A 14,725-nucleotide genomic window follows, 5' to 3' on the forward strand; every position below is an offset into this window, starting at 1 on the left:
CCGACCCCACCGTGACGGCCGGCGCGACCTCCACGGAGCACCGGAGGTAGCGGGCTCTGACTTCTTCATCAATGTCCCCGGCGGGGATCTCGGCGACGGTGACGACGACGTTCTCACCGAGCCGGATCGTCGCAGCCCTAGCGGCCTATATCGGTCGCATCAGTCGAGCAGGAGAGGGGGCTCTTCGAGAACGGATGCCACGTCGGCGATGAACCGCGAGATGCCGTCGCCTCGGTCACGCGGTGACCGCACGACACCGTGGCGGCTCAAGCGGGGGCGCACCTCGCTACCCGCCAGGGTTGGTGCGGGGGCGATTCGAAACGCCTCAAATTGAGCGGCCCGGCCAATGCGTGCCCACGGGTCGAAGTCTTACGGCGGTCTCGATGAAGCGGAGCCTCAGCCCGCCTAAGATTCTTTCAAATTTGCGGGAGCGAACACGGCATACATGCCGCACGTGTAGCCCTTTCCGCAGTGATATAGCATCGAGGGCTCGAAGTTTTCGTAGATCCGCTTCATGCCCTTCTCTGCTTTAGGAGCGGCGTGATACCGAATGTAACTGGATTCCTCGTGCTGACACTTTTTGCAAGCGTCGCCAAACTTGTCAAACGTCGCCGACGATCCGATCTTTCGGTGAAAAACGTGCTGGCCAGCCTTCAATACTGCTTTTGATGAAGTGACACTTGTGCGTGCTTCCGCGATTCTAGTCAGAACATCCCAGAGATGAGCGGCTAGATCGATGAAAACGTCGCGCAATGATCTCCCCATGCAGGAGATTGCATGAGTGTCTGCGACGCCTGCCTTCTTCGCCGGGCCCAGAAAAGACGGATCCAGAACGACGACCGTTTCAGTCGACTTCGGCAGAGGGTCGCCAAGAGCCTTTTGACTGGAGACGATTCGCACGTCCACTCTGAGCACTCGACCCAATGCACCTACCACTTCATTCCAGGCGAACTCTCCTTCTAAACCGCCAGCGCTCACGGGACTGCCGGCGATCACAGCAGTGAACTCTCTTGGGGCGGTGCTCGCAGGCGACGGGTAAGCGAGAGAGTCTTCGGCAAGCTCAAGGATCAGACGGGCGCGCTCGACCGGATCTGCCACATCGAACGGAACGACCGAGGCGCTGTGCGCTGTGACCTCACCCTTGCGAGGGCCGGAGAGGGTGAGGCGCGCACGCACCACGACGCGGAGGCAATCATCCCCCTCGACCCCTTGCACGAGGGCGGCTTGCAGCAGAGCACCTGTTTGAGTGTTCGACATGGCGACGGTCGGCGAAGTGAGGGCTACGCCCACACATGGCTCCGCGCCCTCCTCAGAGACGCCGGCGGCTATCAGATCCTGAACCAAGCCTTCTACGAAGTCGGACCCGACGCGAGTTGTGGACAGAACCTGCATCGGCGCACGGGAGGCCCCCGGAGGGCCCTCAAACGCCTGAACCGCTGTCAGCCCACTTGCCACGCGCACCGGCTCGAGGTGGTCGACGGCGTCGGCCGACCAGCGCGGTTTGGGTTTCGCCATGCGCGCCGACTAGGAGCCCACCAGGAAGCGAGCCGGCACCGTGATGACCGAGAGCTCTGCGCCGTTCATTTGTTCAATCACATTGTGCAGGCGCCGCCGCAGCGCATCGTCAAAAGACCTCTCGGGAGCGGCCACCGCGCCTTCAATAGTCGCTGGCTCAACAGATCCACCAGATGGTGCCCCCACAGGCCCGAGATCCGCCCGCCTGGCGGGGGAGTCAAACAGTCTCTGCAGCGGAACCTTCGAGGCCGTCGCCCACTGTTGAACGTGGACATTTACGTGCAGCTGAAGAGCCTTTGCCCAGTCATCCAGCAACCCATGCGCCGCGAGCGTCGTACGAAAGGCCCCAAGGACGGCTCCGGGTTGAAGTGCGAAGAGCAGTTCGTCTTTCACGGCTGGCATCTGAGCCGCCGCGAACTCGTCCATCCACTCGGCCTGCAACTCACGCGACACGATAGGTAGGGCCACATATCGTTCGGCATCGTCCGCCCAAGGCTCTCCATTAGTCGAGGTCTGGGGCGTCATGAATACGCGGCCATGCTTCCGGTCCCAGCCTCTCCAGTAATCGGAGGGCTCCCAATCGACTACTGCACGCCAAAGCTCCCTTTTGAGTCTTCGCGTCTCGGCGACGGTTGTACTGGATCGCAAGACGGCCGCGTCGATGACCGCGTCGCTCGTCTCCGCGGGAAAGACACATGGGTGGTTTCGGTCATCGCGGGCGAGCCGCACAGCCCCGGCGTGCGCAGCCGCTTCGAGATACTCTACGAACTTCCGATGCCCGAGGGCACGTTCATCAAAATTGGGAGACTCGCGTAGCATCAGCGTCTTTACCGCAGCCGCCGATGCAAGACGGCCCCCGGCAGTCAGGTCGGAGACGACCGCGGCGAGCAGAGAGTAATTGGCGTCAACGGACGAAGAATGAAGAGACAAGCAACGGCCTTCCTAAAAGAAGATAGCCGCCCAAACTGGGCGGCTAAACTTCATAAGTCGTGTACTTCATCTCCCGCGATTCGCTTGCAGTGACCGCTCGCAACTCATGTATTTGTTGCTACCCGTAGGTGCGCTGAATCCTTCAGAATCGAGATCGCTTCCGACTTTGATACCCTCAGCCACGGTGTGCCCTCTAGCCAGTTGGCCGGAAGAAGCAGGTTCGTCGGATGCCTCCGACGAACTGAAGCTTATCCCCGATTTAGCCCCCGCGCAACTTCAACACGCCGCCCGTTTGATCCACGGGCCTGAACGCATCAGTCGAGCAGCAGCGCCGGCTCCTCCAGAACGGATGCCACGTCGGCGATGAACCGCGAGATGCCGTCGCCGTCGACCACGCGGTGATCGAATGATCCCGACACCGTGGTCACCCAGCGGGGGCGGACCTCGCCGTCGACGACCCACGGCTTCTGCCGGATGGCCCCCAGCGCGATGATCCCGGCCTCGCCGGGGTTGATGATCGGGGTACCGGCATCCACTCCGAACACGCCGATGTTCGTGATCGTGAACGTGCCGCCGACCTGATCGGCCGGGCTCGTCTTGCCCTCGCGCGCGGTGAGCGTGAGGTTCTCGAGCGCCTTGGCGAGCTCGCGGGTGTTCATCGCCTGCGCGTCCTTGATGTTCGGCACCAGCAGGCCGCGCGGGGTCGCCGCGGCGATGCCGAGGTTGACGTAGTGGCGCACGCGGATCTGCGCGCCGTCCTCGGTGTCGACCCACGCGGCGTTGATCATCGGCGTGCGGCGGAGCGCCCAGATCACGGCGCGCGCCATGATCAGCAGCGGCGAGATCTTCACGTCGGCGAAGTCCGGCGAGGCCTTCAGCCGCTTCACCAGCTCCATCGTTCGGGACGCGTCGACGTCGACCCACACCGAGACGTGCGGGGCCGAGTACGCGCTCGACGTCATCGCGTTCGCCGTGGCCTTGCGGACGCCGCGGACCGGGATCGATTCTTCGCGGGCGTCGTCGACCGGCGCGGGCGCGGGCGCGGCGGCGACCGGGATCGTCTCCTCGCGCACGGCACCCCACTCGGGCGTCTCGATGTTGCGGAAGACGCTGGCCTGCTCGGCATGCTTGACGACGTCGTCGCGGGTCACCTCGCCGGCGGGGCCGCTCGGGCTGACCGCCGCCAGGTCGACGCCGAGGTCGCGCGCGAGCTTGCGGATCGGGGGCTTGGCGACGACCCCGACGGATGCCTTGACCGGGCGCTCCGCGGGCTTCCGCCGCCGCGACGAGACGGCGCCGCCGGTGCCGTAGCCGACGAGCACCGCTCCGCCCGGGTCGTCGGCCTCGGGAACGGTGGTCGGCTGCGCGGGCGCCGGGGGTGTGGCATCCGCCGATCCGATCGTGATGATCGGGGCGCCGACCTCGACCGTGGCCCCCTCGGTCGCGAGGAGTTCCCCCACGGTGCCGGCGAAGGGCGACGGCAGCTCGACGAGCGACTTCGCCGTCTCGATCTCGACGATCACGTCGTTCACGGCGACGGTGTCGCCCGGGGCGACGCGCCACTGGACGATCTCGGCCTCGGTGAGTCCTTCACCGACGTCGGGGAGGACGAAAGTCTGCTCGGTCACGGTGTGTCCTTTGCTCGGGAGCCAGCATTGCACCGGCGTCGCCGCAACGGAATGCGGGAGGGAAGGGGTCAGTAGGCCAGCGACCGGTCGACGGCCTCGAGGATGCGGTCGGCGTCGGGCAGGTACGTGCCCTCGAGCTTCGCGGGCGGGAACGGCACGTCGAAGCCCGACACGCGCAGCACGGGGGCCTCGAGCGCGAAGAACGCCCTCTCCATGACGGTCGCCGCGACCTCGGAGCCGAGCGACGTGAAGCCCGGCGCCTCCTGCGCGTAGACCATGCGCCCGGTGCGACGGACCGAGTCCAGCAGCGGGCCGTAATCGACGGGGGAGAGCGAACGCAGGTCGATGACCTCGCAGCTCGTGCCCTCGCTCTCGGCGAGGGACGCGGCCTGCAGCAGCGTCGTCACCATCGCGCCATGGCCGACGAGCGTGACGTCGGTGCCGCGGCGGACGATCCGGCTCGCGTGGAGCGGCAGCGCGGGCGCGTCGGTCTCGACCTCGCCCTTCTGCCAGTACTTCGCCTTGGGCTCGAGGAAGATCACCGGGTCGGGCGAGTCGATCGCCTGCTGGATCATCCAGTACGCGTCGTTCGCCGTCGAGGGGCTCACGACCCGGAGGCCCGGCGTGTGCGTGAAGTACGCCTCGGGACTCTCCTGGTGGTGCTCGATCGCCCCGATGTGCCCGCCGTACGGGATGCGGATGACAACCGGCATCTGCAGCGCGCCCTCGTGACGGTTCGTGAGCTTCGCCAGCTGCGACGTGATCTGGTCGAACGCGGGGAAGACGAAGCCGTCGAACTGGATCTCGAGGACGGGGCGGAAGCCCCCCATCGCGAGACCGATCGCGGTGCCGACGATGCCGGACTCCGCCAGCGGCGAGTCGATGACGCGGCGCGGCCCGAAGTCCTTCTGCAGGCCCTCGGTGACGCGGAAGACGCCGCCCAGCGGACCGATGTCCTCACCCATGAGCAGGACGCGGTCGTTCGTCTCGAGCGCGCGACGGAGGCCGGCGTTGAGGGCGCGACTGATCGGGAGGTTCTCGGTCACTGCGCTCCCCCTTCCATCGCGGCTTCGTAGTCATCGAGCCAACGCTGCTCCTCCTGGATGAGCGCGTGCGCCTCGGAATAGACACTCTCGAACATGTGCGTCCGCGGCAGGCCGCCGAGCTCGTTCGTGCGCACGCGCACGTCGTCGGCGAGCGCACGGCCCTCGGCATCCGCGTCGTCGAAGAACTGCTGCGACGCGCCGCGCGCCTCGAGGAAGGTGCGGAGGCGGGCGATCGGGTCGCGGTGCGCCCACGCCTCTTCTTCGGCGGAGGTGCGGTACTTCGTGGGGTCGTCGCTCGTGGTGTGCGCGCCGCGGCGGTACGTCATCGCCTCGATCGCGCGGGGGCCACCGCCCGCGCGGGCCTCGTCGAGCGCGAGCTTCGACACCGCGTAGCTCGCGAGCACGTCGTTGCCGTCGACCTGGACGCTCGGGATGCCGTACCCCGCCGCCCGATGGTAGAGCGGGGTGCGCGACTGGGTGGCGACCGGGACGGAGATGGCCCACTGGTTGTTCTGCAGGAAGAACACCTCGGGCGTCTGGAAGCTGGCGGCGAACACCATCGACTCGTGCACGTCGCCCTGGCTGGACGCGCCGTCGCCGTAGTAGACGATCACGGCTTCGTCGCGCTCGGGGTCTCCGGTGCCGCACTTGCCGTCGAACACCAGCCCCATGCCCAGGCCCGTGGCGTGCAGCGTCTGGGCGCCGAGCACCAGCGTGTAGATGTGGGTGTTGCCGTTCTTCGGGTCGGAGGGATCCCATCCGCCGTGCGTGAGCCCGCGCATGAGCCGGATGATGTCGATCGGGTCGACGCCGCGGATCCGGGTCACCACGTGCTCGCGGTACGACGGGAAGATGTGGTCCTGGGCGCGCGCGGCGCGGGCCGAGCCGACCTGCGCGGCCTCCTGTCCGAAGGACGGCGGCCAGAGGGCCAGCTGCCCCTGGCGCTGCAGGTTCGTCGCCTGCACATCGAAGGCGCGGATCGAGACCATGTCACGGTAGAAGGTCTCGAGTTCGGCGTCGGAGAGGGCCTCGATCAGGGGCAGATAGCGCTCGGCCTCAGGGGTGGGCGCGAGGGTGCCGTCGGCCGCCAGAACGCGCACGAGAGCCGGGTCGTCGGACGGGGTCATGTACCCACGCTAACGGTCGCGTCATGCCCCGCACCGCATGAGGTGTACAACGGATGCCGCGTTTCGGCATGGGTTTCCGACAACCGGCCGCGGCGGCCTGTCGCGATGGATACCGCGCACCGCGCCCGTGGCGACCCCGCGCCGCCAGCGCCGTGTGCGTTCGAAACGTTTTCCGATCCGCCCCGCGAGCGAGGGCGGTCCTGTTCAATGTCGACGTCCTGCAATGAGGAAGGAATGCAATGACGCGAATGAGACGAGCCTCTCTGGCGGCGCTGGCCGCCACGACGGTCCTGATCGGCGCGGCGCTCGCCCCCGCCATGACCGCTTCGGCCTATCAACCCGGGCCGAAGGAGATCGTTCCCGCGGTCGACGCAGCGCAGTGCAACAAATTTCCGTGCGTGCTCTACCCCAAGAGTGCCCAGCTTCCGAGCGGTCGGCTCGTGGCGGCGTGGGAGAGCAGCACGGGACCCGTCGTGGGGCAGACCATGCCGTTGTACGCCAGCGACGATCTGGGAGACACCTGGCGAAAGCTCGCCGATATCAAGCCACCGGCACAACTGTCGAGCGACGCCGCATATGCGAAGTACACCAGCAACTGGACTAACCCGAAGCTCTTCGTCATGCCGGAGACCGTCGGTCCGCTGACGAAGGGCACCCTGGTGCTCTCGACGGTCGTCTCCGGCGCGGGGGCCAACGGCGACGGCAATGCCCGCAGCGATGTCGCCATCGTGCTGTACGCGAGCGAGGACGAGGGCACCACCTGGAGGATGGTGAACGTGATCGCCGAGGGCGGCGACCAGACGAAGGATCCCGTATGGGAGCCGTTCTTCCTCGTGTACCAGGGCGAGCTCGTCGTGTACTACTCGGACGAGAACGACTACCTCTCGTACGACACGACCACCGGCATCCCGGTGCTCGACCCCGACAATGCCGACCCCGCCGCGGACTCGGGCGGGCAGGTGCTCGTCCACAAGACGTGGGACGGACAGGGCTCCTGGAGCGCTCCCGTCATCGACGTGCCGGGCGATGTCGTCGACCACGGGAACGGCAAGACGGAGATCGGTGGCAATCGCCCCGGGATGACGACGGTGGTTCCGACGACCGACGGGAAGTGGCTGGCGACCTTCGAGTACTTCGCGGGCGGGGCGAACCGTTTCAAGGTCGCCGACAGCCCGTTGGAGTTCTTCGCGGACGGCGGGAACGGCACGGATGTGTCGCAGCTCTCGTCGTCGCCGTCCAGGTTGGCCGGCGGAGGCGCCCCGGTTCTGACCCGGTCGCCGGGCGGGGCGATCCTCTACAACGCCTCCGGCAGCGGCGACATCTGGGTCAACGCCTCCGGGCGCAGCGACGGCGAGTGGAAGCGCTACCAGACGACTCTCCCGGCGGGCTACAGCCGCAACCTGCAGTACGTCGACGGCACCGGACGGATCGAGATCCTCCAAACGGCATGGAGCGGTCAGAGCCTGGGCCCCATCCGCTACGGCCAGGTCGATCTGGGTCATTCCGAGGGTGCGTACTATTCGCTCGTCAACCGGAAGACCGGCCAGTTCCTGTCGACGGCGGCGGACAAGACGCAGGACGCGAACCTCACCGGTGACCGGCCCGACATCATCACCTGGTCGAACAACGCCCAGAACGACACGCAGCGGTGGCATGTCCAGGCCAAGGACGACACGGTGACGTTCCTGAACAAGGCGGGTGGGCGCGCGATCGGCATCTGGCAGGGGTCCTCCTCCGCCGGGGCGCGACTGGCGCAGTGGGTCGACGACAACGGCACCGACAAGAAGTGGACACTCGAACCCACCGCGGACGGCTACGTCCACGTGCGTTCGGCACTCAACACGACCCTGCTCATGACGGCCGGCTCGGCGGGAGCCGACGTCACGACGGCGACGGCCATCGACGCGTCGGGGGATGCCACTGCGGACGACGCTCAGGAGTGGATGCTCGTCCAGGAGCAGCCGACGACCGACGCCCTCACCGGCGATCGGGCCTCCGAGGCCCTGGCGCCGGCATCCGTCGTCCCGGGGACGTCGGTCGCGATCGATGCCTCGTGGCCGACCGGTTCGATCGGGGTCCCGCGGGCGGGCAAGACCACGCGCGTCTACGCGTTCGGCTCCGCGGTGCGCGACCTCGGCCCGGTCACCCTCGATGCGGATGCGAAGGGCTCGTTCACTCTTCCGGCGGACACGGACCTCGGCGAGGCGCGCGTGGCGCTCGTCTTCGACGACGGTCCGCTCGTCTGGGACGGTGTCACCGTGGTGTCGGAGATCCCCGACCCGACGCCGAGCACGACACCGACCCCGACGCCGACGCCGACGGCGAGCGGCCCGACGGCGACACCCGAGCCGTCGACCACGCCCGCGGCGGCCGCGGCCTCCCGGAACGAGACGGCCGCCGGAAGCCTGGCGACGACCGGTGGTGCACTGGCGGCCAGCGCGATCGGCGGGAGCGTTCTCCTCGTCGTCGTCGGCGCGGCGGCCGTGATCATCGGCCGTCAGCGACGACGTTCCCGCGACGCGAGCTGAGCGAACCTCGAGTGGGCCGGTGTCTCCGCGGAGACACCGGCCCACTCGAGGTTCCGGGCGTCAGTTGTAGCCGAGAGGGACGAACCGCACGGCCGCCATCCGCGACAGGGTGGACCTCACCGCACAGCGGAACCGGTTTCGCCGTGGCCGTTTTGTTCAAGACGCCCTCACCGCGTCGCCTCTACGGTCGGACCATGACCCTCAAGCTCGGTTTCATCGGCATCGTGACCTCGGACATGGCATCCTCCCTCGCGTTCTATCGAACGTTGGGCGTCTCGATCGCGCCCGATCAGGACGATCAGCCGCACGTGGATGCACGACTCGACGACGGCACGGCCCTCGCCTGGGACACGATCGACACCGTCCGCACATTCGATCCCGCCTTCGTCGTCGCGACGGGAGGGCACCGCATCGCCCTGGCCTTCGACATGGGCACTCCGGCGGCGGTCGACGCGATGTACGAACGGATGGTCGCCGCCGGTCATGCTTCCCACGTGCTGCCGTGGGACGCGTTCTGGGGGCAGCGCTACGCCACCCTGCTCGACCCGGACGGCAATTCCGTCGACCTCTATGCGCCGCTGGAGGCGTAACCCGCCGGAGTCAGCCCCACCAATCGCTGGAATTCCCGGGAAAGATGCGACTGGTCCGAATAGCCCACGCTGGCTGCGACCGCGGCAGGGGATGACCCCGACTGGAGGAGTCGTCTCGCTCTCTTCGCCCTCTCGATGCGGATCAGCGTCGCGTACCCGTAGCCGAACGTCGATGTCATCCTTCTCCGGAACGTCCGCTGCGACATGCCCAGAACGCCCAGGACTTCGCTCGCCGGAACCGCGCGCGAGGCACTGTCACGGACGTGGGCGGACCACGCTCGCGGCGGCTCGCTCAGGATCAGGTCGTGGAATTCCGGTCGGAGCACATCTCGGGGTTCGCCTGGCGTCGCCAGCCGAAGCGCGGCGTCACGAAGCCGGGCGCGGGTGCGGCCCTCCAGAAGCTCCTCGATCGGAAAGACTCGGTCGGCGATCTCGGAGAGGTCCATGGGCAAGAGACGCGCCGCCCGCCCGGGAGGAAGTCGGAGGCCCGTCGTCCCTGCAACACCCCCGGGTTCCGTGGTGAGCCATCGGGTGGAGGGGCCGGCGATGTCGACCCGGTCGTCCCGGACGATGAGGTCGACGCATCCGTCCGCGGGCACGAGGAGGCCACCCGCGGTGTCGCTCGACCGCCACAGGACGACACCGCCCGCCAGAACCCCCTCCGCGTACACGAATACAGTCTGCTCCCACAGCACACCTGCGGCTTCCTCTCCACGACTGGTTCCACGCCCCCGCAACCTGACAGCATGCACGGACACCACGTCAGCCCCGTGGGGCCCGCCCGAAGGGATCGCCATGCCGACGAGCATCAGCATCACCGAGATCGACGCCGCCGCTCCCGCCGCGACCGTGTTCGCGAGACTGACCGACCTCAACGGGTTCGAGTCATGGCTGCCGCACTCGGGCTCCTACCGGGGAACGAGAGAGGTCTCCTCCGCGGCCGTGTCGGTCGGGACGACCTACCGCGAGCACACCTCCGCCGGCCCGATGACCGGGCGAGTCACGGAGTTCGAGCCGGACCACCTCATCACCTTCGAGCAGCAGACCGACCGGGGCGACCTCGCGATCCGCATCCGTTACGCCCTGTCCCCCACCGACCGCGGCGTTCACGTCACGCGCACGGGCCGCATCACGACGGCGGGGCGGTTGCTCCTGCTCCACCCCGTCGTCGTCTTCGCGATCCGCGGAGAGAATCGGCGTACGCTCGCGAAGCTGAAGCACGCCGTCGAGGCCTGACCCTCACGCTCCGTCCGGCAGTCCCCAGAACGGCCCGCGCAGACCCACCTCACGGAAATACGCCGCGGCACGCGTGGGATCCCGGCGCTCGTACGGGCTGTCCAACCGGCCGTCGTACCAGTGCGCGGCAAGGTTCCACAGGGTCGTGAGCGACAGAACGTCACCGCGTGTGTTCCCGGTCCGGTGGAGCCAGGCGTCGACGCAGCCCTCGTCGCAGAAGATCTGCTGGTTCTCGCACGCGTGCGCGGCGTCGGGCCAGATGTCGGCCGCGGGCACGAGGAAGTGCGCGACCTGCTCCCCGGCCGGCGCGCGCTCGTTCGTGACGGTCCAGGCGTGAGCGCTCTCGCACGCCGGGCACGTCGTGGCGACGAGCACCGAGGGCGCGTCGGGGACGAGATGGGGGATGGCGAATGCGTCCCACGCGCACCCGCCCCACCACAGGGTGTCGGCGCCCATGACGGAGAAGCGGAACGAGCGGGATGCGAAGGGGTGAGCCAGCACGACCTCCTCCCCCGCGAGCACGATGTGCCGCGCGGCGGCGAGCTCGGCCAGGTCGGCCCTGACCTCATCCATCGACTGCCCGGTGTCGGCCGCGAGCCCGGCGGTGTCGAGCGCTCGGCCGGTGGCGGCGAAGTGCCGATAGAGGGTGATGCGGGTGCGTTCCGCGTGGTCGGAGAGGGGCAAAGGGTTCCTCCATCAGGAGCGGGTGACACGGGCGGTCTCATCGATGCAAACCCCGTTGCTGCTTCGGCGCTCGCGGGGCCATCGTGCCAGGTTCGCAGTGGGGTGCGGGCAGATCTTCCCGCGGGGCACTCCGTCCTCCTTCGGGGAGCTCGGCTGGCCGTCACAGCAACGCTAGGATCGGTCGCCACGATCGCGAGAAAGGGCACCCCATGACCTTCGAGGGCTTCACGGTTCGTGCAAGCGACTTCCTCGCGAAGCTGGGCGCGGACAACAGCAAGCAGTTCTTCGACGCCCATCGCGCCGAGTACGAGGAGTTCATCCGGCAGCCGCTCGAAGATCTGCTCGCCGAAGCAGAGGCGGTCTACGGTGCCGGGCGGGTGATGCGCCCGAACCGCGACGTGCGGTTCAGCGCCGACAAGTCGCCCTACAAGACCACTGCCAGCATGTGGGCGGGCACGGTCGGGGGCGTGTACCTGAGCCTCACCGCCGAGCACCTTCAGGCGGGCGGCGGGATCTACGACCCCACGCGCGACCAGCTGGCCCGCGGTCGAGCAGCCATCGACTCCGCTCCTCGCGCCGCCGCGCGCCTCGGTGAGATCGTCGGCACCCTCACCGCGGCCGGGTTCGAGATGGCGGGCCCGTCCCTGAAGACCACTCCGCGCGGTTACGACCGCGACCACCCGCACATCGAACTTCTCCGGCTGAAGCACTACGCGGCCCTCACCACACTCCCCGTCGACGCATCACCGACAGCAATCCGAGAGACGTGGAGTGCCGTGGACGCGCTCATCGAATGGGGAGACACCTACGTCGGGGCCGCGCAGTCCTGGCCCTGAGCGCGTGAGCCTCAGCGCGAGAGGGCGGTGCGCTCGGCAGCGGCGTCAGTCGTCGCCGAGAGGGACGTACCGCACGCCCGTCACCCGCGCCGGGGTCGCACCGAGCGCCCGCAGGCCGAGCACGCGGCCGGTGAACCCGCCGGCGACCTCGGTCGAGAGGTAGCGGCCGTCGAGCGCGGCGATCCACCGCTCGCCGTCCGCGTCGAGAACGCCGAACCGGAGGTCGTCGGGGCCGTCGTGGGTGGCATCCACCGCCTCGACGAGGAGGGTCACGACATCGCCGGTCGTAGGGGTGGAACCCACGGATGCCTCGAGCGGACCGATGCGGGCGCGGACCTCGGCCGTTCCGGCCTGGAGGGTGATCGCGTACCAGTGGCGCTCGTCGAGCCGGACCCGCAGGGCCACGGCGGCCGAGGCGTCGACGCGGGCCTCGAACCGCCAGCGCAGGTCGCGTACGCGCACCGCGATCTCGTGGGGGCCCACGGCCACACCGCCGGCGGGATGCCGGCCGGGGAGCGCTCCGTCGGGCGAGACCCACCGCGGGTGCAGGTCGGCGGTCGCGAAGTCGTCGGTGAACGCGGTGTCGGGGCGCTCGGGGAGCACGTCGTCGGTGTGCACGACGGGCCAGTCGTCCACCCACGCGACGCGGGCGAGGAACGTCTCGCGGCCTGCGACATGGAACCCGGGCGTGAAGCCGCGCGGCCGCACGCCGAGGTACACCATCGCCCAGTCGCCGTCCGGCTGCTCTACGAGGTCGGCGTGCCCGGTGTTCTGCACCGGGAAACCGGTGCTGCGTCGGCTGAAGATCGGGTTCTCCGGCGCCGCCTCGAACGGACCGTCGATCGCGCGGGATCGCGCGACGCAGACGGCGTGCCCGCGCTCGGTGCCGCCCTCGGCGGTGAGCAGATACCACCACTCCCCGCGCCGGTACAGGTGCGGGCCCTCGGGGTGCGCGAGGCCGCTCCCCCACCAGATCACGCGCGGCTCGTCGAGCTGGACGCCGCGATCGAGATCGACGCGCACCTGCGCGATCACCGGCAGCGCGCCGTCCTCGGGCCGGAGCGCCTCGTCGAGCGCGCAGTACGTGAGGAAGCACCGGCCGTCGTCGTCCCACGCGAGGTCGGGGTCGATTCCGCCGAGGCCCGGGAACACGATCGGGTCCGACCACGGCCCCGCCGGGTCGGTCGCCGTCACCACGAACTGCTCGTCCCCGCGTTCGACGTTCGTGACGACGACGAAGAACGTGCCCTCGCGATGGCGGATCGTGGGCGCGTAGATCCCCCGACTCGCCCCCGAGACACCGGCCGGGAACTGCGCCTCGCGCGTCAGAACGTTGCCGATCTGCGTCCACGTCCGGAGGTCTCGACTGCGATGGATCGGGATGCCGGGCGCGTACTCGAACGACGAGTTGACGAGGAAGTAGTCCTCGCCCACGCGACACACCGACGGATCGGGGAAGAACCCCGGGATGACGGGAGTCGTCGCGGCATCCCGGATCATGGTTCGGCTCAACGCGGGGCGACGGAGGCGGCGACCTCGACCAGGCGGTCGATCGATTCCTCCTCGCCGACCGAGATGCGCACACCGTCGCCCGCGAAGGGGCGCACGATGAGCCCCGCCTCCTCGAACGCGGCGGCCACCTCGAGCGCGCGGTCGCCGGCGGGGAGCCATACGAAGTTACCCTGGGCGTCGGGCACGTCCCATCCGGTCTGGCGCAGGCGGGCGACGAGGGCGTCGCGCCGGGCGGCGAGGACGGCGACGCGGTGCAGCAGCTCGCTCTCGGCATCCAGGCTCGCCAGCGCCGCCTCCTCCGCGGCGGCGGTGACCGCCAACGGGATGGCGGTGCTGCGCGCGGCGTCGAGCACGCGCGTGTGGCCGATCGCGTAGCCGACCCGGAGACCCGCGAGACCGTAGGCCTTCGAGAACGTGCGGAGCATCACGATGTTGGGGCGCGCGAGCAGCGCGCGGACGCGGTGGCCCTCGACGGCATCCGCGTCGGTCACGAACTCGGCGTAGGCCTCGTCGAGCACGAGGAGGACGTCGGCGGGCACGGCGTCGACGAAGGCCGTGAACTCGTCGAAGCCGACCGTCGGGCCGGTCGGGTTGTTCGGGCTGCAGACGATGATGAGTCGCGTGCGGTCGGTGACCGCGGCCGCCATCGCGGGGAGGTCGTGACGCGCGTCGGTGGTGAGCGGCACCTGCACGCTCGTCGCTCCCGTCACCGCCACGAGCGACGGGTACGCCTCGAACGACCGCCACGCGTAGACGACCTCGTCGCCCGGGCCCGCCGTGGCCAGCAGCAGCTGCGCGAGCAGCGAGACGCTCCCGGCGCCGACGTGGATGTCATCGGCCGAGATCCCGTATCGGGCGCCGAGCCTCTCGCGCAGGCGTGCGGCCGTGGCATCCGGGTACCGGTTGATCGCCGTCGACGCGCGCACGGCGTCGAGCACGCCCGGCAGCGGGTCGAACGGGTTCTCGTTGCTCGACAGCTTGAATGCGTCCGAACTCGCCTGTCGTCCCTGCCGGTAGGCGGGGAGGGCGGCGATCTCGGGGCGGATACGGGGGAGGACCGGGTCTTCGCTCACGGGTCGAGCCTAACGAGGAC

At 68.8% G+C, this 14,725-nt stretch carries 13 protein-coding genes; 4 read left to right on the forward strand and 9 right to left on the reverse strand.

Features of this window, described 5'->3' with window-relative positions; genetic code table 11:
* Nucleotides 1-405: 405 nt before the first annotated feature.
* The 5 genes from P8R59_RS05295 to P8R59_RS05315 all read right to left on the reverse strand — a co-directional run bounded on the left by P8R59_RS05295 (nucleotide 406) and on the right by P8R59_RS05315 (nucleotide 6,246).
* A complete protein-coding gene (locus tag P8R59_RS05295; RefSeq protein WP_278103056.1) occupies nucleotides 406-1,392 on the reverse strand; it encodes a hypothetical protein in 987 nt (328 codons plus the stop codon).
* Nucleotides 1,393-1,524: 132 nt separating this feature from the next.
* Entirely contained in the window at nucleotides 1,525-2,040 is a 516-nt protein-coding gene (locus tag P8R59_RS05300) for a hypothetical protein (protein WP_278103057.1), read from the reverse strand.
* Between the two features lie 719 nt (nucleotides 2,041-2,759).
* The gene (locus P8R59_RS05305; protein ID WP_278103058.1) at nucleotides 2,760-4,073 is read right to left on the reverse strand and encodes a dihydrolipoamide acetyltransferase family protein; all 1,314 of its coding nucleotides are present in this window, start codon (nucleotides 4,071-4,073) and stop codon (nucleotides 2,760-2,762) included.
* Between the two features lie 68 nt (nucleotides 4,074-4,141).
* Nucleotides 4,142-5,119, reverse strand: a complete 978-nt coding sequence (locus tag P8R59_RS05310; RefSeq protein WP_278103059.1) for an alpha-ketoacid dehydrogenase subunit beta — start codon at nucleotides 5,117-5,119, stop codon at nucleotides 4,142-4,144.
* Complete coding sequence (locus P8R59_RS05315; protein WP_278103060.1) at nucleotides 5,116-6,246, reverse strand: thiamine pyrophosphate-dependent dehydrogenase E1 component subunit alpha; 1,131 nt, start codon at nucleotides 6,244-6,246, stop codon at nucleotides 5,116-5,118. The genes P8R59_RS05310 and P8R59_RS05315 overlap by 4 nt, the downstream gene beginning before the upstream one ends.
* A 248-nt stretch (nucleotides 6,247-6,494) precedes the next feature.
* On the opposite strand from P8R59_RS05315, the gene P8R59_RS05320 reads away from it, so the two are divergent.
* Both P8R59_RS05320 and P8R59_RS05325 read left to right on the forward strand, forming a co-directional pair.
* Nucleotides 6,495-8,774: an RICIN domain-containing protein gene (locus P8R59_RS05320; protein WP_278103061.1), complete on the forward strand. Its 2,280-nt coding sequence runs from the start codon at nucleotides 6,495-6,497 to the stop codon at nucleotides 8,772-8,774.
* Between the two features lie 194 nt (nucleotides 8,775-8,968).
* A complete protein-coding gene (locus P8R59_RS05325) occupies nucleotides 8,969-9,364 on the forward strand; it encodes a VOC family protein (RefSeq protein WP_278103062.1) in 396 nt (131 codons plus the stop codon).
* Here the strand turns inward: P8R59_RS05325 and P8R59_RS05330 are convergent.
* Nucleotides 9,343-10,179, reverse strand: a complete 837-nt coding sequence (locus tag P8R59_RS05330) for a helix-turn-helix transcriptional regulator (protein ID WP_278103063.1) — start codon at nucleotides 10,177-10,179, stop codon at nucleotides 9,343-9,345. The genes P8R59_RS05325 and P8R59_RS05330 overlap by 22 nt on opposite strands.
* Between P8R59_RS05330 and P8R59_RS05335 the strand changes: the two genes are divergently transcribed.
* Nucleotides 10,160-10,600 (forward strand): SRPBCC family protein, encoded by a 441-nt coding sequence (locus P8R59_RS05335; RefSeq protein WP_278103064.1) that lies wholly within the window; start codon nucleotides 10,160-10,162, stop codon nucleotides 10,598-10,600. The genes P8R59_RS05330 and P8R59_RS05335 overlap by 20 nt on opposite strands.
* Before the next feature lie 3 nt (nucleotides 10,601-10,603).
* On the opposite strand, the gene merB is transcribed toward P8R59_RS05335, so the two are convergent.
* The gene (gene merB, locus P8R59_RS05340) at nucleotides 10,604-11,284 is read right to left on the reverse strand and encodes an organomercurial lyase (RefSeq protein WP_278103065.1); all 681 of its coding nucleotides are present in this window, start codon (nucleotides 11,282-11,284) and stop codon (nucleotides 10,604-10,606) included.
* A gap of 209 nt (nucleotides 11,285-11,493) precedes the next feature.
* Between merB and P8R59_RS05345 the strand changes: the two genes are divergently transcribed.
* Nucleotides 11,494-12,120, forward strand: a complete 627-nt coding sequence (locus P8R59_RS05345; RefSeq protein ID WP_278103066.1) for a DUF2461 domain-containing protein — start codon at nucleotides 11,494-11,496, stop codon at nucleotides 12,118-12,120.
* A 45-nt stretch (nucleotides 12,121-12,165) separates the two neighbouring features.
* On the opposite strand, the gene P8R59_RS05350 is transcribed toward P8R59_RS05345, so the two are convergent.
* Both P8R59_RS05350 and P8R59_RS05355 read right to left on the reverse strand, forming a co-directional pair.
* Nucleotides 12,166-13,620 carry a glycoside hydrolase family 43 protein gene (locus P8R59_RS05350; protein ID WP_278103067.1) on the reverse strand — a complete coding sequence of 485 codons (1,455 nt, stop codon included), beginning with the start codon at nucleotides 13,618-13,620 and terminating at the stop codon, nucleotides 12,166-12,168.
* 8 nt (nucleotides 13,621-13,628) lie between these two features.
* Nucleotides 13,629-14,705: a histidinol-phosphate transaminase gene (locus tag P8R59_RS05355; protein ID WP_278103068.1), complete on the reverse strand. Its 1,077-nt coding sequence runs from the start codon at nucleotides 14,703-14,705 to the stop codon at nucleotides 13,629-13,631.
* Between the last annotated feature and the right edge of the window lie 20 nt (nucleotides 14,706-14,725).

It is taken from the genome of Microbacterium proteolyticum (genome assembly GCF_029639405.1).
Taxonomy (GTDB): Bacteria; Actinomycetota; Actinomycetes; order Actinomycetales; family Microbacteriaceae; genus Microbacterium.